General features: G+C 47.0%; 20 protein-coding genes. 15 read left to right on the top strand and 5 right to left on the bottom strand.

Features of this window, described 5'->3' with window-relative positions; translation table 11 throughout:
* The first annotated feature begins 166 nt into the window (after positions 1-166).
* The 10 genes from JL719_RS18730 to JL719_RS18685 all read left to right on the top strand — a co-directional run bounded on the left by JL719_RS18730 (position 167) and on the right by JL719_RS18685 (position 14,210).
* Positions 167-3,073 (top strand): SNF2-related protein, encoded by a 2,907-nt coding sequence (locus JL719_RS18730; RefSeq protein WP_084153570.1) that lies wholly within the window; start codon positions 167-169, stop codon positions 3,071-3,073.
* Positions 3,074-3,283: 210 nt separating this feature from the next.
* Positions 3,284-3,484, top strand: coding sequence for a hypothetical protein (locus JL719_RS18725; RefSeq protein WP_129871432.1), 201 nt, complete (start codon positions 3,284-3,286; stop codon positions 3,482-3,484).
* A complete protein-coding gene (locus JL719_RS18720) occupies positions 3,481-5,802 on the top strand; it encodes an AAA family ATPase (RefSeq protein ID WP_033159552.1) in 2,322 nt (773 codons plus the stop codon). The genes JL719_RS18725 and JL719_RS18720 overlap by 4 nt, the downstream gene beginning before the upstream one ends.
* 4 nt (positions 5,803-5,806) lie before the next feature.
* Positions 5,807-7,513, top strand: a complete 1,707-nt coding sequence (locus JL719_RS18715) for a site-specific DNA-methyltransferase (protein WP_033159551.1) — start codon at positions 5,807-5,809, stop codon at positions 7,511-7,513.
* A gap of 136 nt (positions 7,514-7,649) precedes the next feature.
* The gene (locus tag JL719_RS18710) at positions 7,650-7,940 is read left to right on the top strand and encodes a nucleotidyltransferase family protein (protein ID WP_033159550.1); all 291 of its coding nucleotides are present in this window, start codon (positions 7,650-7,652) and stop codon (positions 7,938-7,940) included.
* Positions 7,933-8,286: a HepT-like ribonuclease domain-containing protein gene (locus JL719_RS18705; protein WP_033159549.1), complete on the top strand. Its 354-nt coding sequence runs from the start codon at positions 7,933-7,935 to the stop codon at positions 8,284-8,286. The genes JL719_RS18710 and JL719_RS18705 overlap by 8 nt, the downstream gene beginning before the upstream one ends.
* Complete coding sequence (locus JL719_RS18700; RefSeq protein ID WP_033159548.1) at positions 8,283-11,018, top strand: DEAD/DEAH box helicase; 2,736 nt, start codon at positions 8,283-8,285, stop codon at positions 11,016-11,018. The genes JL719_RS18705 and JL719_RS18700 overlap by 4 nt, the downstream gene beginning before the upstream one ends.
* 317 nt (positions 11,019-11,335) lie before the next feature.
* Positions 11,336-12,073: a DUF5131 family protein gene (locus JL719_RS18695; protein WP_033159559.1), complete on the top strand. Its 738-nt coding sequence runs from the start codon at positions 11,336-11,338 to the stop codon at positions 12,071-12,073.
* Positions 12,074-12,159: 86 nt separating this feature from the next.
* Positions 12,160-12,909, top strand: a complete 750-nt coding sequence (locus JL719_RS18690) for an IS5 family transposase (protein WP_033159547.1) — start codon at positions 12,160-12,162, stop codon at positions 12,907-12,909.
* Between the two features lie 26 nt (positions 12,910-12,935).
* Entirely contained in the window at positions 12,936-14,210 is a 1,275-nt protein-coding gene (locus tag JL719_RS18685) for a three-Cys-motif partner protein TcmP (RefSeq protein WP_033159546.1), read from the top strand.
* A 374-nt stretch (positions 14,211-14,584) separates the two neighbouring features.
* Here the strand turns inward: JL719_RS18685 and JL719_RS18680 are convergent, their stop codons facing one another.
* Together JL719_RS18680 and JL719_RS18675 are read right to left on the bottom strand one after the other, a co-directional pair.
* Positions 14,585-14,872: a type II toxin-antitoxin system RelE/ParE family toxin gene (locus JL719_RS18680; protein ID WP_033159545.1), complete on the bottom strand. Its 288-nt coding sequence runs from the start codon at positions 14,870-14,872 to the stop codon at positions 14,585-14,587.
* Entirely contained in the window at positions 14,862-15,113 is a 252-nt protein-coding gene (locus JL719_RS18675; RefSeq protein ID WP_033159544.1) for a type II toxin-antitoxin system ParD family antitoxin, read from the bottom strand. The genes JL719_RS18680 and JL719_RS18675 overlap by 11 nt, the downstream gene beginning before the upstream one ends.
* Before the next feature lie 170 nt (positions 15,114-15,283).
* On the opposite strand from JL719_RS18675, the gene JL719_RS18670 reads away from it, so the two are divergent.
* The gene (locus tag JL719_RS18670; protein ID WP_225892904.1) at positions 15,284-15,814 is read left to right on the top strand and encodes a DUF1993 domain-containing protein; all 531 of its coding nucleotides are present in this window, start codon (positions 15,284-15,286) and stop codon (positions 15,812-15,814) included.
* Positions 15,815-16,030: 216 nt separating this feature from the next.
* On the opposite strand, the gene JL719_RS18665 is transcribed toward JL719_RS18670, so the two are convergent.
* The 3 genes from JL719_RS18665 to JL719_RS18655 form a co-directional block, all read right to left on the bottom strand.
* Positions 16,031-16,501 (bottom strand): hypothetical protein, encoded by a 471-nt coding sequence (locus tag JL719_RS18665; protein ID WP_051670558.1) that lies wholly within the window; start codon positions 16,499-16,501, stop codon positions 16,031-16,033.
* 382 nt (positions 16,502-16,883) lie between these two features.
* Complete coding sequence (locus JL719_RS18660) at positions 16,884-17,270, bottom strand: type II toxin-antitoxin system VapC family toxin (protein ID WP_033159542.1); 387 nt, start codon at positions 17,268-17,270, stop codon at positions 16,884-16,886.
* On the bottom strand, positions 17,260-17,520 hold the full coding sequence (locus tag JL719_RS18655) for a hypothetical protein (protein WP_033159541.1): 261 nt from the start codon (positions 17,518-17,520) through the stop codon (positions 17,260-17,262). The genes JL719_RS18660 and JL719_RS18655 overlap by 11 nt, the downstream gene beginning before the upstream one ends.
* A gap of 510 nt (positions 17,521-18,030) precedes the next feature.
* On the opposite strand from JL719_RS18655, the gene JL719_RS18650 reads away from it, so the two are divergent.
* From JL719_RS18650 to tnpB, 4 genes are read left to right on the top strand one after another with little or no spacing between them, the layout of a single operon-like run.
* Positions 18,031-18,303: a hypothetical protein gene (locus JL719_RS18650; RefSeq protein WP_033159540.1), complete on the top strand. Its 273-nt coding sequence runs from the start codon at positions 18,031-18,033 to the stop codon at positions 18,301-18,303.
* Positions 18,303-18,803, top strand: coding sequence for a hypothetical protein (locus JL719_RS18645; RefSeq protein ID WP_033159539.1), 501 nt, complete (start codon positions 18,303-18,305; stop codon positions 18,801-18,803). The genes JL719_RS18650 and JL719_RS18645 overlap by 1 nt, the downstream gene beginning before the upstream one ends.
* A gap of 48 nt (positions 18,804-18,851) precedes the next feature.
* Complete coding sequence (tnpA, locus tag JL719_RS18640; protein ID WP_033159538.1) at positions 18,852-19,163, top strand: IS66 family insertion sequence element accessory protein TnpA; 312 nt, start codon at positions 18,852-18,854, stop codon at positions 19,161-19,163.
* Positions 19,151-19,501 (top strand): IS66 family insertion sequence element accessory protein TnpB, encoded by a 351-nt coding sequence (tnpB, locus tag JL719_RS18635; RefSeq protein WP_033159537.1) that lies wholly within the window; start codon positions 19,151-19,153, stop codon positions 19,499-19,501. The genes tnpA and tnpB overlap by 13 nt, the downstream gene beginning before the upstream one ends.
* Positions 19,502-19,561: the final 60 nt, after the last annotated feature.

Below are 19,561 nucleotides of genomic sequence, written 5' to 3'. Positions count from 1 at the left end.
CGGATTTTCAGATCGGGAGCTCTAATGCTGACAACCTTTCCGATAGCAAACTAATTTCAACGTTGCTGTTACAATCGGCCTTCATCACCAGCGGCGCAGTGAATTAACCGGACTCAACGCCAATAATTAGTAGCTGTACACATTAAAAAATAAGGAAATACCGGCTGTGTTCCAAGGCCTCACTGTCTATCAATCTCAATACTACGCATGGCTGCTGACTCGTCGCTCAGCGGGCGACAGCGTGGAGTCGTTAGCGTCTACATTGGTAGATGCACAAGTAGACCTCAATCCGCATCAGGTCGAGGCTGCGTTGTTTGCTTGCAAGAACCCACTTTCTCGTGGCGTGATTCTGGCCGATGAAGTTGGCTTGGGGAAAACCATCGAAGCCGGTTTGGTGATTTCCCAGCACTGGGCCGAACGCCGCCGGCGCATTCTAATTACCGTTCCCGCAAACCTGCGTAAGCAATGGCATCAAGAGTTACAAGACAAATTCGGTTTACAAGGAATTATCTTGGAGGCCAATAATTACAACGCATTACGCAAACAAGGCACCCGCAATCCATTTGAATACGACCAAGGGCCAGTACTTTGTTCTTACCAATTTGCCAAAGCCAAGGTAGATGATGTGCGGCGGGTCAATTGGGATTTGGTGGTGCTCGACGAAGCGCACCGTTTACGCAATGTCTACAAACCCAGCAACGTAATCGGCAAGGCGCTGAAAGAAGCGTTCGAGCGGGTACACTCGAAGGTATTACTAACCGCAACGCCGTTGCAGAATTCATTACTGGAATTGTACGGTTTGGTCAGCATCATTGATGACCGCGTGTTCGGTGATCTGGATAGCTTTAGAGCGCAATTCAGTAGCCAGGCCCGTGACACCGCGTTTGCTGGCTTACGCGCTCGATTGGCTCCTATCTGCAAACGCACCCTGCGACGGCAAGTACAGCCTTATGTTTCGTACACCGCTCGACGGGCCATCGTTCAGGAATTCACCCCCTCAACCGAAGAGCGCGAATTATCGGCACTGGTGGCAGATTATTTGCGCCGCCCCAATTTAAAAGCGCTGCCAGACGGCCAACGCCAGTTGATTTCCCTAGTTCTGTGGAAACTGCTTGCGTCATCTACACATGCGATTGCCGGGGCGCTGGATACCATGGCCAATCGTCTTCAACGCTTACTAGAACCCGCTCAAGAGTTAACTGAGCTGGCTGACGAATTGGATGCCGATTACGAGTCGCTGGAAGAAACCGCCGACGAATGGGACGAATCAGGAGCGGTAAATGAGCATTCACATACTGACGAGCAGACTGCGATTGCTAGAGAAATCGAAGAGCTCCGCCACTTCAAAAAGCTGGCAACCAACATTCGTGACAACGCCAAAGGCAAGGCTTTGCTAACCGCATTGGAACGCGCTTTCGCTGAATTGGACAGACTAGGCGCGCCGAAAAAAGCCATCATTTTTACCGAATCCAAACGCACCCAGGATTATCTACTCTCGCTATTGACCGAAACTGACTACGGCCATGGCATCGTGTTATTTAACGGTACCAACAGAGATGCGCGCGCGCAAACCACTTATAAAGAATGGCTCAGCCGCCACCAAGGTACCGACCGAATTACCGGCTCCAAAACCGCCGATACTCGTGCTGCCTTGGTTGAACAGTTCAAAGAGCACGGCACCATCATGATTGCTACCGAAGCTGGGGCCGAAGGTATCAATTTACAGTTCTGTTCGTTAGTGATCAACTACGATCTGCCGTGGAACCCGCAACGCATCGAACAGCGCATTGGCCGCTGCCATCGTTACGGTCAAAAATTCGATGTCGTGGTGGTTAACTTTGTGGATCGCAGTAATGAAGCAGACGCCCGCGTTTACGAACTATTGGCGCAGAAATTTCAACTCTTTGAAGGTGTCTTTGGCGCTAGCGACGAAGTGCTTGGCGCCATTGGTTCCGGTGTAGACTTTGAACGCCGTATTGCCGACATTTACCAAAACTGCCGTGAAACGGAAACCATTCAGGCCAGTTTCCAGCAATTACAAAACGATCTCTCCAATGAGATCAACGAAGCAATGGTCAAGACTCGACAACTGCTGTTGGAAAACTTTGACGAAGAAGTTCAGGAAAAGCTGCGAGTTCGCGCTGAAGACAGCGTCGCAACACGTAATCGCTACGAAAAAATGTTGCTCGATATTAGCCGGGCTGAACTGAGCGACTACGCCGAATTCGATGACGGCGGCTTTAAATTACTACGCATCCCCGCCGATCTACTCCTCTCGCCATCAGGGAGAGGGGCCGGGGGAGATGGGCATATTTCACTAGGGCGCTACGAATTACCCAGGCGCAGCGGTGATGCTCATCTGTATCGAGTCGGCCATCCATTAGCCGAATGGGTGACCACGCTGGCAAAAAGCCGGGTATTGCCAACTGCCCGCTTGAGCTTCGATTACGACGCCTACGGTACCCAAGTTAGTACACTCAAAGCCTATCGAGGACAGAGCGGCTTTTTGGTGGTCAAGCTGCTCAGTGTTGAGGCTTTGGGTAGTCTGGAGCAGTATCTGATTGTTGCGGCCAGCACAGCGGATAGCCAAGTTTTGATCGAAGACGATCCTGAAAAGTTATTGCGTTTTCCTGCGCTCGTCGCTCCAGAGACCTCCGAAACTCAAGGCCATTTGCCTACAGTACTGAGCGAAGACCTGGAAAGCCGCAAGCAGGCTCTACTCCGCGAAATCAACCAACGCAACCTCGGCTACTTCCAACAAGAAGTCGAAAAGCTCGATGCCTGGGCAGACGATCTAAAACTTGGACTGGAACAGGAAATCAAAGAAATCGACCGAGAAGTTAAGGAGATTCGCCGGACTGCCGCAACCTCAGCAACACTGGAAGAAAAACTGCAATGGCAAAAACGCCAGCGCGAACTGGAAACCAAGCGCAATAAGCTGCGGCGAGAATTGTTTGATCGGCAGGATGAAATCGAATTGGAACGGAATGACTTGATTGAGCAATTGGAACAACAGCTTCAACAGCATGTTCAAGATCGTATTTTGTTTGTTATTGAGTGGAAACTGAAATGACACCGTATCGTAATCTAGGAGGCAATTCCAATGTCGTTGCTTATGAGGCTAATGAAGATTCGATTCAAGTCATCTTTAAGTCTGGGAAGTATCGAAATTATCTCTACAACTCTGTACGTCCCGGTATTGCTGTCGTTGAGAGAATGAAATCTCTTGCGGTTCAAGGATACGGTCTGAACTCTTACATTTCTTTAGAGGTGAAGGATAGATATGCAAAGAAATGGTGAAACATTTATGAAAACGCCTTCTGAAGAATTAGTCGAATTGATTGCTCCCATGCTGGTAAAGGATGGTTTGCTGTTACCAGAGGATGTAGAAAAGTCCAAAGCCAAGATTGCTGCTGGCACGATGAAGGCTGAAGATTGGTCTGTTTTAGCTGATAAAGCATTTGGTAAAGGAGAAAGTCAATGACAGCACCCCCACTCACGAGCTTGCAAATCGAGAATCTTAGGGGAGCAGTGACACCATTTAACCTGGTATTCGAGAAGGGGCGAAAGCTAACAATTGTTTACGGCGAAAATGGAACCGGGAAGTCTACAATTTCAGATGCGTTTGATCTTCTAGGTAATGGCAACGTTGGTTCTCTGGAAAAACGTGGAGTTGGTGGAGTCACTAGATCTTTTTGGCCGTCTGTCGGGAAAGTACACGGTGATGTCAACGTCGCACTTAAAACCTCGGCAGGCACATGCACTTTGTCGTTGAATAAGACAAATGTAGTGGTTGATTTTGAGCATTTAAAACCTCAGGTCGCCATCTTGCGCCGCAGCCAGATATTAAACATGATTGCGGCTCAACCAGCAGAACGCTATAAGGAGATCAGCAAATTCGTTGACGTCTCTGGTGTCGAAACTTCTGAGGCGGCCCTGCGGAGGTTAATCAGTGACAAGAAAAGAGAATACGAAACAGCAGTAACTCGCCTCGGTACAAACAGAACCACGATCGAACATTTCTGGAAACAAGCCGGAAGTCCTGGATCGGATGCATTTTCTTGGGCAAAGGCAGAAACCCAAAAGGACCAGCAAGCCTTTGATCAAAGGAAAGCAATAATTGACGAGCTGATTTCGTATTGGGACAAAATTGTTCCGCACCCCAAAAAGTGGAATGAACATGTAAGTGAACTAAAGGTAGCCGAAGACGCCTTGGAAAGGGCCACTACACATTTGGAAACCATAACCAAAGATGCTGCCGATGACTATTTGGAAGTCTTGGAAATTCTTAGGGCCGCGCAGCAGCATTTCATTAAGCATCCACATCCAACATTCTGCCCGCTTTGTGAAAGTAGCGAGAAGACAGAAGGGTTGGTTGCGGAAGTCAATCGGCGTATTCAAGCCCATGGGCTTCACGCAAAATTGGACGCGGCTAAAAATTCTGTCGCAAACCAAGAAGCTAATGTTCAGAGAGAAAATCAGCGAGTGGATGATTTTCTAACGAGAGCTAAAAATGATTTTTCAGCGTTGAAAGCATACTGCGATAACTGCGAAGAGCTTATCGGGTTAGAACTTCCGGAGTTTCCTATATCTATTGAGCCAGAGCATTGGGCCAATTGGATTGAGGAAACCAAAGATAAGCGAGATGGCTGGAAAAAGGCAGCCGATGCTTGTGTTGACAGCAAGAACTTTGTAGAAACCCTGCGTCACTCATTGAGTGATTACGAAGATAGCGATGCTGCTGCGAAAGACTTGGAGGCGGTTCTCCCTAAACTTGATAAGGTCTTGCATGTAGTAGAAGGCGAGCGGAAAAAGTACACGGATTCGATTCTTTGCGATATTTCTACTCGTATTGGGGAGTTTTATGAAGCCATTCACCCTGGTGAAGGCTTAAACAAGATTGTCTTAGCACTGGATGCCGCAAAACGTGGATCATTGGAAATTGCTACCGAATTTGCAGGAAGGCAGGACACACCTCCACAGGCATACTTCAGCGATTCACATCTGGATACACTGGGCTTGTGTGTATTCCTGGCTCTTGCGGAGCGAGAGTCGCCAGAACAAAAAATTCTTGTGCTTGATGACGTACTCGGCAGCGTAGATGAGCCTCATGTCGAGAGAGTGATTGGGTTGATTTATGACATTAGCCAGAATTTCCAACATGCCATCGTTACCACACACTACCGCCCATGGCGAGAGAAGTTCCGCTGGGGAATCTTGAAACCGGATCAGGTTTGTCAGTTCGTTGAATTGAAACAATGGTCACTTAGTGATGGCATGGCTTTGACGGGGTCTACGCCGGAAATTGTTCGATTAAAAAAACTGTTGGCGGAGTCTGATCCTGATGTGCAAGCAATCACTGGTAAAGCTGGTGTCATTTTGGAGGCTCTCCTAGACTTTTTGACCCTGAAATATGGTTGTGCAGTGCCGCGTCGGCCAAGTAATACGTATGTATTGAATGATTTGCTTAGCGCCGTAAATGGATCGTTATTAAATGCTTTGAAAGTCGAGTTGGTAAAAAGAGATACGTCAGGACTAGAGACTGTCACGACAATAGTGATAAAACAAATTATTGATGACATCAAGGATATAGCCCAAGCTAGAAATGTTTTGGGTGCGCATTTCAATGCGTTGGCTTTCGATCTCTATCCTAACGATGGTATTAGATTTGCCCGACTTATCGAGCAGCTGTCCGACACACTGGTGTGTCCTGATCACGGCTGGCCTACGAAGGATACAGGCAGTTATTGGAAGAATGGCGGAGACACTCGTCGTCTTCATCCGTTGAAAAAGCCAAGTTGAAGATATGCCGGTAAATAAACAAAAACTAGAACTAACCTGGATTGGTAAAGACAAGCGGCCTCGGTTGGAGCCGCGGATTTTGTTGGAGGATGAGGAAAAGTCGTATCACGCCAAGCAACGGGTGACGGACAGCGATATTTTTGATAATCGGCTGATTTTCGGCGACAACCTGTTGGCATTGAAGGCGCTAGAGCAGGAGTTTAGCGGCAAGGTTAAATGCGTGTTTATCGATCCGCCGTACAACACCGGCAGCGCGTTTACCCATTATGACGACGGGCTGGAGCATTCGATTTGGCTGAGTTTGATGCGTGACCGGCTGGAAATCATCCGTCGCTTGTTGGCGGAAGATGGTTCGTTGTGGATCACCATCGACGACAACGAATGCCATTATTTGAAGGTGTTATGTGATGAGGTGTTTGGCAGAGGAAATTTTGTTGCAAATGTTATGTGGGAAAAAAAGTTTTCTCCCCAAAATGACGCAAAGTGGCTCAGCCAAAACCATGACCATATTTTGGTATTTGCGAGAAATAAGGATATATGGCGACCAAATTTATTAGCCAGAAGTCAGAAACAAGAGAAGAACTTTAAAAATCCTGATGACGATCCTCGTGGGCCTTGGTCATCAGCAGATTACACATGCGCGAAATCTAAAGATGAAAGACCTAATCTATATTACCCGATATTAAACCCTAATACCGGTGAAGAAGTATGGCCAAATCCTATTCGTGTTTGGGCTTTTGATAAACAATCGCATGAGAGAAATGTTTCAAATAATCTAATCTGGTGGGGAAAGAGTGGAAAAAATCCAGTTCCAAGACTAAAAAAATTTGCTGATAAAGTTAGAGAAGGTACCGTTCCCACAACAGTTTGGGGACATGAAGATGTTGGAAACAACCAAGCAGCCAAAAGAGAAGTTATTGCTTTTAATAATAACGATCCTTTTGCAACGCCAAAACCAGAAAGTCTAATACAACGAGTTATTGAAATCGCCACCCACCCCAACGACCTCGTCCTCGATTCCTTCGCTGGTTCTGGCACCACCGGCGCGGTTGCTCATAAATTGGGCCGCCGCTGGATCATGATCGAGCTGGGCGAGCACTGCCAGACCCACGTTATCCCGCGCCTGCAAAAAGTGATCGAAGGTGAAGATCAGGGCGGTATCAGCAAAGCCGTCAACTGGCAGGGCGGCGGCGGTTTTCGTTATTACAAACTGGCTCCCAGCTTGATCATCAACGACCGCTGGGGCAATCCGGTGGTCAACCCCGAATACAATGCAGCGATGCTGGCGGAAGCCTTGTGCAAGCTGGAAGGCTTTGTCTATGCACCGTCGGAAAGTCGCTGGTGGCAGCACGGCCACTCCAGCGAACGCGATTTTATCTACGTCACCACGCAAAACCTGTCCTCTGAACAGTTGCAGGCGTTGGCTAATGAAGTAGGTGTTGAATTCAGTCTGCTGCTGTGCTGTTCGGCATTCCACGGCATTACGGCGGCGCAAGCTAACGAACGCTGGCCGAATCTAACGCTGAAGAAAATACCCAAAATGGTGTTGGCACGTTGCGAATGGGGGCATGACGATTACAGTTTAAACGTGGCGAATCTGCCGATGGCAGAGGTCGAGCCGGTACCAGACAACACTAAACCTGTCCGAGCCAAAAGCCGCGCGTCCAATCCCGCTCAGCAAAGCTTGTTTGCTGAGGATGAAGAAGCATGATCATCATAGCTTTTGGTATTGGTCGTTGCCTTGGTATGTCCGTAGGCAATTCAAATAGGAACTACTACTGTCGTGTTGCGCGATTAACAAATAATTCATTAAGCGTTGGAACAGCTCAGGCAAGAGAGGTAGCAGTATGAAGCGCGATCAAGCTTTACGATTACTGGCTGGCAATAAATCGGCACTGGTGGAGCGTTTCGGCGTGACCCGCTTGGCGTTATTTGGCTCTACGGTACGTGACGCGGCAAGAGACGATAGCGATGTCGATATTTTGGTTGAGTTCGACGGCCCGGCTACCTCGGCACGTTATTTTGGCGTGCAGTTTTATTTGGAGGATGTGCTGGGTTGTTCGGTTGATTTGGTGACCGAAAAGGCGCTTCGAGCTGAGTTGCGGCCGTTTATCGAGCAGGAGGCCTACTATGTCTGAAACCGGTCAACGCGAATGGCGGTTTTATCTGGACGATATGATTGTTTTTGCCGAAAAGGTCATGGTGTATTCCGACGGTCTGGACCAGCAGGCGTTTATCGATAGCGGGCTTAATTATGATGCGACGGTGCGTAATCTGGAGCTGATTGGCGAGGCAGCAACGCATATTCCAGAGGCCGTAAGGCAAGCGCATGCCCACATTCCCTGGCGACAAGTGATCGCCACCCGCAATCGGCTCATTCATGGTTATCTGGGTATTGATAACGATACCTTGTGGAGCATTATCCATGATGACGTGCCGGGCTTAATTCAGCAGCTTACTGTATTGAAGGATCATTGTTCATGAGTCAAAGGGTATTGAATGCCGTCACTGGACGTTTGTCGTTGCGTCCACCACAAGCCGAATCACTGGCGCGCTTAGTACGAGCTTTGGAAATTACGCCTGAGATGCTGCAACATGAAAAAGATGTGTCTGCGATATTGTCCAGCTTGAAGTCGTTGTTTCCGACGCTGGAAGATTTCGAGCGCGACTTCCCTTCCCTGTGTTTCGCCTTGGCAACGGGCGTAGGTAAAACCCGTTTGATGGGGGCGTTTATCGCCTATCTGCATTTAGCGCATGGCATCAATAATTTCTTTGTACTGGCACCGAATCTAACGATTTATAACAAGCTGATCGCGGACTTTACACCGAATACATCGAAGTATGTGTTTAAAGGTATTGGCGATTTTGCTATCAATGCGCCACGCATTATTACCGGCGATAACTACGATCAGACCGGGTTTGATGTGACCAGTGACGTATTCACGGAAATTCGGATCAACATTTTCAATATCTCGAAAATCAATTCTGAAGTGCGTGGCGGCAAGGAACCGCGCATCAAGCGTATGCGTGAAGTGTTGGGTGACAGTTATTTCAACTATCTGGCTGATCTGCCCGACTTGGTGTTGTTGATGGACGAGTCGCACCGTTACCGAGCCAGTGCAGGGGTACGTTCGATCAATGAGTTAAAACCCTTGTTTGGCTTGGAACTGACTGCAACGCCGTTTGTGGAATCGACACGCGGGCCAGTGGCATTTAAGAACGTGGTGATGGATTATCCTTTGGCACGGGCGATGGAAGATGGCTTTGTGAAGGAGCCTGCTGTCGTCACACAACGCAATTTCGACCCCAAAGCGCACACGCCCGAAGAGCTGGAAAAGATTAAGCTGGAAGACGGTGTCCGTTTACACGAATCGACCAAAGTGGAACTATTGACCTATGCCCGCGAGAACGGTGTGAAAGTAGTTAAGCCGTTTATGTTGGTGATTGCGAGGGATACCACACATGCAGCATCCCTTAAGACAATGCTTGAGGAAGTGCTTTTCGAAGGGCGTTATCACGGCAAGGTGATTCAGGTCGATTCCAGCCGTTCCGGCGCCGAAGAGGAAGCGATGATCACTCGGTTATTGGCGGTCGAGAGCGTGGAGGAGCCGACGGAAATCGTGATTCACGTCAATATGCTTAAAGAAGGCTGGGACGTAACCAACCTATATACGATCGTGCCGCTTCGCGCCGCCAATGCGAGAACGTTGATTGAACAATCGATTGGGCGTGGTTTGCGCTTGCCGTATGGTAAACGTACCGGCGTGGCGGCGGTGGACCGCCTGAACATCGTCGCACACGACAAGTTTCAGGAGATAATCGATGAAGCCAATCGCGGTGATTCGCCGATCAGGCTGAAGCAGTTAATTCTGGAAGCGCCCAATAGCGACGATAAAATGGTCAGCGTGCAAGTGCTCTCGGGGGCAATGTCTCGACTGGGCTTGGGTCCGACGTCGACAATCAGAACTCAAATTGGCCTTGGGGGAAGTTCTAACAGTGGTAATGTTGAAACTACCAATCCAGCACCTTTGTTTACCCGTGAACCCGAACTGCAAGCTGCACGCATGGTGATGGAAGTCATTGGGAAATATGAGGTCAATCGCGATTTGGTTCCGAATATTGCTGCGTTGCTTAAGCCAGACGTGCAACAAGAAATCTTGCGGGAAGTGGCCGAGCGGCTGAAGCCTATGCAATCGGAATTATTTGCCGACGAAAGCTTTAACTTGGCCGACGTGGTAGCAAAGACAACTGAAGTAGTTGTCCAGCAAACCATCGACATACCTCGTATTACTGTGGTGCCGAATGGCGAGGTCACTACCGGTTTTCATCCTTTCAAACTTGATGTCGATCAATTACACCTTCAACCCGGTGAACGTGAAATAGTTGGACAGATGTTACGCACCAACGAACAGTTCACGCTGGCGGCGGAAATAGGACTGACTGAACAGCGTTTAGAGGATTACATTGTGCATGCGTTGGTGGACTTTGACGACATCGATTACTTTACTCACGCCGAGTTACTGTATGACCTTGCTGGTCAGATGGTGCGACACTTTTCCAGCTATTTATCGGAAGCGGAAGTGCTGAGTGTATTGGATCGTGACCGACGGCTGATTGCCCGCGAAATCCATGCCCAGATGATGGCACATTTCTGGGAGGAAGCCACAGAATATGAAGTTAAGGTCAGTCGTGGCTTTACCGAATTGAAACCGTGTAACTATACGGCGACAGCTGGTCAAACTTCACAACATTATCGCGAAACGGTAACCGAAACCAGCCGAATCAAACAAATGTTGTTTGGCGGGTTTGCGCGCTGTTTATATCCGTTGCAAAAGTTCGATTCCGACACCGAACGTCGTTTTGCCATCATCTTGGAAAGAGATGCGCTAAAGTGGTTTAAACCCGCTAAAGGCCAATTCCAGATTTACTACAAACTAGGTGCTGAGCAACCCGAATACGTGCCGGATTTCGTCGCGGAAACCGATAGGCAAATTTACATGGTTGAGACCAAAGCTCGCGGCGATATCGATTCTCAGGAAGTGCAAGCAAAAGCAGCGGCAGCGGCGCGTTGGTGTCAAAACGCATCAGAACACGCAATTGAAACCGGTACCAAGCCCTGGACTTACTTGCTTTTGCCACACGATGAAGTTGTGGAATCCAAAAGATTGGTAGATTTTCAAAGATTTCAATCGACAAAAGTTAACTTGAATCAATAAGACGAAAAACAACGGATACCTTAGCAGTTAGAGAGTGATTAGGCTGATTGCAATCAGCCTGATTATCGCGCTGTTTGCTTATTTAACCGCCAGTTGGTTGATGCATTTCATGGTCGAACGTAGGTGGAAATAGTTCCCGTTGATGCTGGTGGCGATCTGGTGGACTGTCGATAGCTGTTATGTGTTGTATTGGCTTTTTGAAAGCCGAAAACTAGGTGTTAACGTTGGTTCGATTTCGACTTGGCAGAAGGCAATTGCTAAACTCAGTACCTGACGCTGTTATACTTTATCGCATTGATTGGTTTTTGACAAAGAGAATGAGTGCTAAATCACGCATAGAATGGACAGAACAAACTTGGAACCCAACTTCCGGGTGCACAAAAATATCGCCCGGTTGCAAGCACTGTTATGCAGAACTTATGGCCGGTAGATTAAAAGCAATGGGAGCTCAGGGGTATGCGAACGGCTTTCAGCTTACAACTCACCCTTATAGATTATCGCAGCCACTAAAAAGAAAAAAACCAACTGTCTACTTTGTTAATTCTATGAGCGATCTTTTTCACGAGGATATTTCAGATGATTTTCTCGATGAAGTATTTTCGGTCATACGTAAATCACCTCAACATACTTTTCAAATCTTGACCAAAAGAGCAGACAGGCTACCAAGATATTTTTCTGACAGGTTATGTCCTGAAAATGTATGGCTAGGTGTTTCCGTTGAAGATCGCTCTTTTGGCCTCCCTAGAATTGATAGTTTGCGCCAAGTGGATGCTAATATACGTTTTTTATCCGTCGAACCATTACTTGAAAGTGTAAGTGATATTGACCTTAGAGGGATTCATTGGGTAATTGTAGGTGGTGAATCCGGGCCGAAAGCTCGCCCTATGAAAAAAGAATGGGTTGATGAAATCAGAGTGAAATGTGAAGCGGAAAATGTTGCCTTCTTTTTTAAACAATGGGGTGGATGGGGCGTCGATGGAAAAAAAAGAGCCAAAAAAGAGAATGGCCGAGAGCTAAATGGCCGCACATGGGATGCTATGCCAGTAATCCAATAGGGGCTGTTGCCATTTTGAAACGATAGCCTTGAAATCGAACGGCTCTGCCTCATTGATTGATTTTTCAATCAGAAGACAAGTGAGCTATGCCGCGACAAATGTTTACGGACGCATACTGGAATAAATTCAAAGCCATCCTGTTAAGCCTGGGGATTTATGACAAGCCTTCGCTCAGGCAAACGGTAGAAGGGATTTTTTATCGCATGCGAGTCGGCTGCCCCTGGCGAGACCTGCCTGCCACGTTTGGTAAGTGGAATGCAGTCTACAAACGGTTTAATGCGTGGTCACTGCAAGAAAAACTGATGGGCATCTTTCGAGGCCTGGTTGTGGCACCGGATTTGGAATGGACCTTTATTGACGGCAGTATCGTGAAAGCGCATCAGCATAGTAGTGGTGCGGCTCATGAACAGGATGCCGCGATTGGGAAATCCGTTGCGGGTAACACCACGAAAATCCATATGGCCGTTGATGCCTGTGGGCTGCCTATTCATTTCTCGATCACCGGTGGTGAAGTCCATGACTGCAAAGAAGCGCCGGAATTAGTGGCTAAACTGCCTTTGGCTGACTACACGGTCGCTGACAAAGGCTATGACAGTGAACCTCTACGGATTCAAATTCGAGAGAAAGGGAGTGTCCCTATCATTCCTAGAAAACAAAATTCAATCGTCGGGAATGACGGAATGGATTGGTGCCTCTACCAATATCGCCACCTCGTTGAAAATGTCTTTGCGCGATTGAAACATTTCAGAGCCATCGCGACGCGATATGACAAATTGAAACGCAATTTTGAAGGCGTTGTCGCTTTGGCCTGCGCTTTTATTTGGTTACCCATGTAAAACGGCAACAGCCCCTAGTCAGTGTAATGACAGACGAAAAATATTTTTGGCAAATTGGCTCTCCACCACCATTGCTTGATAGGCATAGCCAAACAAAACATTTAATTGTCGAAGAGTATGTCAAACAATATATTTTGACACTCATGGCTCAGGCAAATATACCCGAATTGAGGCTATCCATTATTGATGGCTTTTGTGGTGGAGGATGTTACCGGACTGAAGGCGAAATGTTGGCAGATGGTTCGCCAGTATTGGTGATGCGAGCAGTTCGTGAAGCTCGTATGCAACTTAATCTAGGAAGACGGAATCCACGTCATGTCAATGTTAATTATTACTTCGTTGATATTTTGCCTGATACAACCAATCATTTGCAGCATTGGCTGAAGGCAAAGTGCGAAGAAAATAAAATTGATTCGGAAGATTATCAAAAAACTAAAATTATCACAAATGAATTCCTAAAATCGCTTCCATCTATTGTTCAAAATATTAAGGAACAAAAAAGAGGAGAGCGGGCGCTCTTTATACTAGATCAATATAGTTATAAGGACGTTCCTTTAACTGATGTATCTAACATCCTAACTAGTGTTAAAGGGGCTGAAGTTGTCATGACTTTTAATGTCGATAACTTGACCACGTATTTGTCAGACCATTCATCCAACCGTAAAGCACTGATGAATATTGGTCTTGATAAATATATTCCTTGGGAAGATTTGAAATCGCTTAAAGCCACTCATCGTCGCGAATGGCGGAGGATTCTTCAGAAGTATCTTGCTAACGGAATCAAACACGAGACTGGCGCGAAATTTATGACGCTATTTTTCGTAAAGCCGTTTGGAGAAAATACTTGGGGTTATTGGCTAATCCATCTTTCAAATACATATCGAGCTCATGCAGTTATGAAATCCTTGCACTGGGCACACGCTACAGAATTCGGACATGAATTAGAGCCTGGAGTATTTGTCCTAGGTTATGACGCGAACAATGATAGTAATTATACTGGGCAACAGACTTTTGAATTTTCAGGGGCAGGATCAAAAGAAGCCTGCATTGAAGGTGTAAGTGAGCATTTTGGTCAAATTGTATTTCAACAAGACAAGCCAATACAGTTAGCTGAGTTGTTTCAAAGCTGCGTTACAAATTCTACAGCTGCAGAATACCATTTAATGGAGGCTGTACGGCAGTTACATTCTTCAAAAGATGTCATTATCCAGTCCAAAGACGGTGTTAAAAAGCGAACAAATAAAGTTTATAAGCTTTCGGATATAATTGAGCCATCAAAGCAAACCTCCATTTTCAAATAAAATTGGCTGAGCTATTTTTCCTTCGACTCATCATCAATGATACTCATCGAGAAAATGCTGTACGCGTATAGGGCTGTAATCGATGAAGCCTTGCCGACCTCCAACAAAATCCGCAGATGGGCATAGCATGGTTGAGCTTTCGCAAGAGCATCGAATATTTCCGGCTGGACGGCACATCATTATTTACCGAATTGCTGTAAATGCCATCCTCGTTTCCCGCATGCTCCACGAGCGTATGGATTATGGGCGAAATCTATAACGACAATATAACGATCCAGGGTTGGTGCCAATGTCGGTGCGATTCGCTGTAATCAAGAAGCAGTTATTTCGGCTGAAATCCAGATTAACTGAGGGAGCTAACCAAGTCTAGTCAGCTAGATGTGCTGTTTAATATCCATACGTTGGTGTAAAACGCGAACAATCAATAGAAAGTCGTCTTCGACAGTGTAAACAATTAGATGTTTGCCATGAGGATGAATGCGAACAGGTGGTACGAATTCCGGACGCTCGTTTGCTACCCAGGGATTGTCAGCTAAGAATGAAAATGCTTGATTGAGTTCAGCAAAGTAACTTTCTGCTTGAGATTGTCCAAAGTTTTGACTGCCATACAAGTAGATGTCGATGAGGTCTTCATCGGCAAGAACAGTTTTTTTAATTTGCATTCAGAGCAGCCAGTCTCGCTTGGGCCTCTCTCAATACATCATCCATTGAGCGGTTGCTGATACCGCTTTTTAAGCCTTCGGTGATGGCGGCTTGTAGGACTTGTTGTTGTTGGCGTGTCTCTTGGTCTCGGCGTATCAGGTCTCGCACATAATCACTGCTGCTAGAGTATTTGCCGTCTTGAATCTGAGTTTGAACCCAATCACGCATAGGGTCGGGTAGTGAAATATTCATAGTTGCCATGACGCGGTCTCAATAAAAATCTGACAGGACATCATGACAATATTTGCCAATTATTGTCAACGCCATGAATTTGACCAGGCATTTTTGGCAGTATGACCTGGAGTTCTTGCGTGAAATTAACGCGTTTTGGTGGTGCTTCGTCATGCTCTGTTGCATTCCGGTAATTCACTATGTATTGGTTGTTGAAAAAACAGCTGAACGCTTCGCAAAATGCCAAATCCAGATCGCCTGTCGTCTCTTCGGTTACTCTGGTTGGAACAATGCTTTCAGGAGAAATGATCATGTCCAACTCAATGTATGCAGTGACTGTTCCGCCCATTATTCACAGCTTGACCAATTTACGAGTCATCCTCGAAAAAGCGGCGAGCCATGCAGAAGCCAAGAAAATTGATCCGTCCGTGTTGGTCCATGCCAGGCTTTACTCGGATATGTTTCCACTATCACGGCAGGTGCAAATACCCACCGATGTAGCCAAGGGGGCGGTGTCGCGTCTGGCCGGTTTAGAACCGCCCAAGTACGACGATAATGAATCAACCTTTGCTGAGTTGTTGGCCCGAATCGATAAGACAATTGCCCTCCTTAAATCCTTTAAAGCCGAGCAAATTGACGAGACTGAAGGGAAGATCATTGTTCTGCTGATGCACGATAAAACGGTGGAATTTAAAGGTCTGGCTTATTCGCAATGGCAAACCCATCGCTGACATCGTTCCGGTGATGGTGGATGTGCCTTCATGGAAACGACGAAAGGCTCAACCTTTAGTGCAGGATGGAGTGGTGGTCAGCCAATTGATCCTGCAAGAGCGCGAGTCAAACGCATAACCGGGTAAGTTCATGCGTGTTTTTTTGATACGTCGGCTTTTGTGAAACGCTGTATCCAAGAAGCCGGTAGAGGCCTTGCGTAATTGTTTTCAAAGCGTTCAGCGTACGAGCTTAGATGGATCAAAATGAAATGAGTTGTTAAATTTTTTGATCGTACCTTTGTATCCATTTACCGTGGCTTTGGTCTTGCTGAAGATGAAGTAATCCTCGATTTCAATAATATAGCGTGGACCCACAATCACATCGGCATTGGCTTGTGAGACAGCATCGTAGGCTGCGGCAGATTTGACGGCGAAAAATGGATCGAATCGGAACACCTGACTGATTGGGTCAGTGCCATTAGCGGTGAAATTGACCCCATCTGCGAATTTATTGGGCCCCAAGGTAATGAACCAGAGAATTTGCGTTGATTGCGCCTCACCTTGAATTTTGCTTCCGACATCAAGGTCAGCTGTCACGCTGGCATCAGCGCGATAATCAATTGGTGCGCTCGGCTGGAGCATGTGGGTGGAACTACAGCCAATCAAGGTCAACGTCAGCAGGGTATGTAAAGCGTGTACAAAGGTCATTGGTTTCTCTCTGATGGGCTATGAAGTAATGAAAGCGATATAGCCGTTGTTATCGGCTGATCGATTAAAAGACTGAATGCTTTTTTTGCAGTTACTCATAATTTGATGCAATTTTGCTGATTCTAGGTGGCTCAATCAGTTTCAGGCTCAATGAGAGCCCCTGATTTTACGTCCTTGACACTAATGACCTTATTGGGCCGGTGATAGTGGATTAGGAATCTTTGGCTGTTAACGTGCTGCAGGATTTATCGGCCAGTCTCCGGATGCCTGTTTGGAATTGGCCGTCGCGTCTGGTTAGACCTGCGGCATGATGAGCAATAGCTGATGCGTGGAAAACAAAGGAGCTATCGGAAAGGCAGAGAAACAGCTGAAAATGAGCGATTTAGGGCTCGTTTGGTTGAAAGTGGTCAAGCAACAAGCCAGTGATTTGCGAGAAGTGCTTAATGTTGCCGGTGCATAACAATTCATTGTGCGCCATAGCAGTTGCGGCAATTAAAGCATCGCCCATCTCCATGCTATGGCTTAGTGCAAATTGTCGAACCAATTGCCGAGCATGGTAAGAAATTCCATGATCAATTTCACGGATGGTGAACTGTAGAGCCTGAAGCATTTTTTCAAACGTTGCCAATTCCTTTTTGTTTCGGCAAAACGGCACATATTCCATGTAGGTGACGGCTGAAATTGATCGATGCTGTGTGCTCATAATCAGCTCTTTGGCTGATGCCACGCCTCGGTCCGCATAAATCAAAATGTTGGTATCAAAGATCACTCAAAAGGCTCCGCCGACCTTTGCGAATAAGGCGTAATTCATCTTCCACATCGGCAATACCTAAACCTTGGTGCATACCAAAAAACTCATTCATTGCCGCTTCTTGCTCTTGTGAATTGACAGTAAGAGTAGCGGGATGAACGATACCCAGGGTTTGGCCGTGGTAAGTGATCTCAACGGTTTCTCCACGTTTGAGCGCATCAATGAGCACTTTATGCTTCGACTGAAGTTGTGAGGCTGTTAGTTGCATGTCGACAAAATATATATTTTAAAATTGATATTATATCACGATTTTCATGATGAGAACGAGCACTACAGGCTGTGCTGCTGCAATTTTGATAGAGGAATATGCAAAAATCTTACGCGAGATTTACGCGACTTAGTTCTGACTCGTTGTGAGCTGTACGGATATTACGCGACATTTGATAATTGAAATTACAATAAAATCAATTGGTTATGATTCCGTAATTGCACTTTTAATGCGATGGTCGTGCGTTCGAATCGCACACGACCCACCACTGAATAATTTAAGCTAATCAATAGCTTATCAACTGGATTGCCGTCGAGTTGAAGCAACATAACCGCAGTAAGGCGCAAATTTAGGCGCACTCTGCATTATTTGCTCCAATGAGGTGGCGTAATGAACCAGCAAAATCTATCCCTTCAAAGCTCACAAAACGATGTTTTGTCCTAGCAACATTTTCAAGAATCTCAAAAGTCCAAAGAAACTTCCGCGAATTATCACGTCGAATATTTTTGCGTGTTCGATCCCGAGAGCAAGTATCACAGCCCGTTATTTGCCACCAAGGCGCAAAACGATGTTGTCTTACTACATATCTGCCAAACCTTTCCGAACGCCCACGGCGAACACCGAAAATCCTATTTCCGATCTGAACAAGATGCTGGCCGACAAGAATTATTGTCTGAAATCATGGGTGCCGGCCCGGAATATGACCAGCTGCTTGAGCTGCTAAGGCGACGGAATGCGCCTGACGTCGCTATCCAACTCAATCAAAACGGCGAGGGCGTGTAATGGCATATATCCGACCTCTAGCCAACGGCAACTTCCGCGCCGATGTCCGCTTAAAAGGCATCGTTAAAAACAAAACCTTCCCAACGGAAAGTCTCGCACTAGCTTGGGCCGATAACATCGAGAAAGGCATCAAGACTATTTTGAACCTGGATCAGGCGCAATTAATGGCGCTTTCAGAGGATGAAATTTGCGCCTTGGGTGGCGAGGATCTTTTCAAGCAGTTGGGTATCGATCTGTTTGCAATCCGCCATCAGGCCAAACTGGAAGCGATTAACGCCCTATCCAAAAAAGAACTGTTACAGCTTACCGTGCAAGAAATCGAGCGCATGGGTGGCGCTGAGCTATTCATCAAGGCCGGCAAACGCATCCGCTACAAAACCTTTCGAGACGTCTGCGATGAATATCTGTCTCGCTGGAACAAGAAGGATTACAAAGGCCAGATGCAACGGATCGATTATTGGTGCCAATACTTCGTAAGCCTCCATTCCGCCCACATTTAATAATCCTGTTGTCTTTGTCATCCTGTGACTTTTTGATCAGGAGTAGCGATGACCGTTGCATCGAAATGGCGTCAGCATATTGAAGAATGGCAAGGCAGTGGTTTGTCGCAGGTTGAGTATTGCGTGCAGGAAGGCATCAATGTACGGACATTTACTGCCAGACTGTGCGACTATCGCAAACGGCCTGCGGTAGAGTCGGTCGCTTTGGTGCCGGTGCAGATTGAACAGCCTGAGCCTGCTTCTGTGGTGACACCCGCAGCTGCGGCTATGGTCTTGACCGATGCCCACGGTTATAGGCTGGAGATTTCGTCTTCAGTATCGGCGGGCTGGGTAGCCGAGTTGTTACGATGTCTGGCTTGATCGATTATCCCGCGCAGATTTGGTTGGCGGTGGCGCCGGTGGACATGCGGCGTGGTTTGGATGGCTTGTCAGCGATTGTTCAACAGAGTCTGGGGCATGCCCCGTGTGCCGGATCGGCGTTTATCTTTCGTAATCGTGCGGGCAACCGGCTACGGTTGTTGGTGTGGGATGGCAATGGGGTTTGGCTGTGTCAGCGCCGTTTGCACCAAGGCAGTTTTGTCTGGCCCAGGGTGGGCGATGCGGTGTTTGCGCTGACGCAGGCGCAATGGCACTGGTTAATTGCTGGAGTCGATTGGCAACGCTTATCCGCCCAGCCCCAAGCAGACTGGCAGGTGTGAATCAGAGGTAAAACGCGGCGGTAAAAAAGTCCTAAAATGTCCTAATATCAAGGCATTGGA

Source organism: Methylomonas sp. LW13 (assembly GCF_016865255.1).
In the GTDB taxonomy this organism is placed as follows: domain Bacteria; phylum Pseudomonadota; class Gammaproteobacteria; order Methylococcales; family Methylomonadaceae; genus Methylomonas.
Note: the sequence above shows the minus strand (reverse complement) of the source record. Positions and strands in the feature narration are given on the sequence as shown.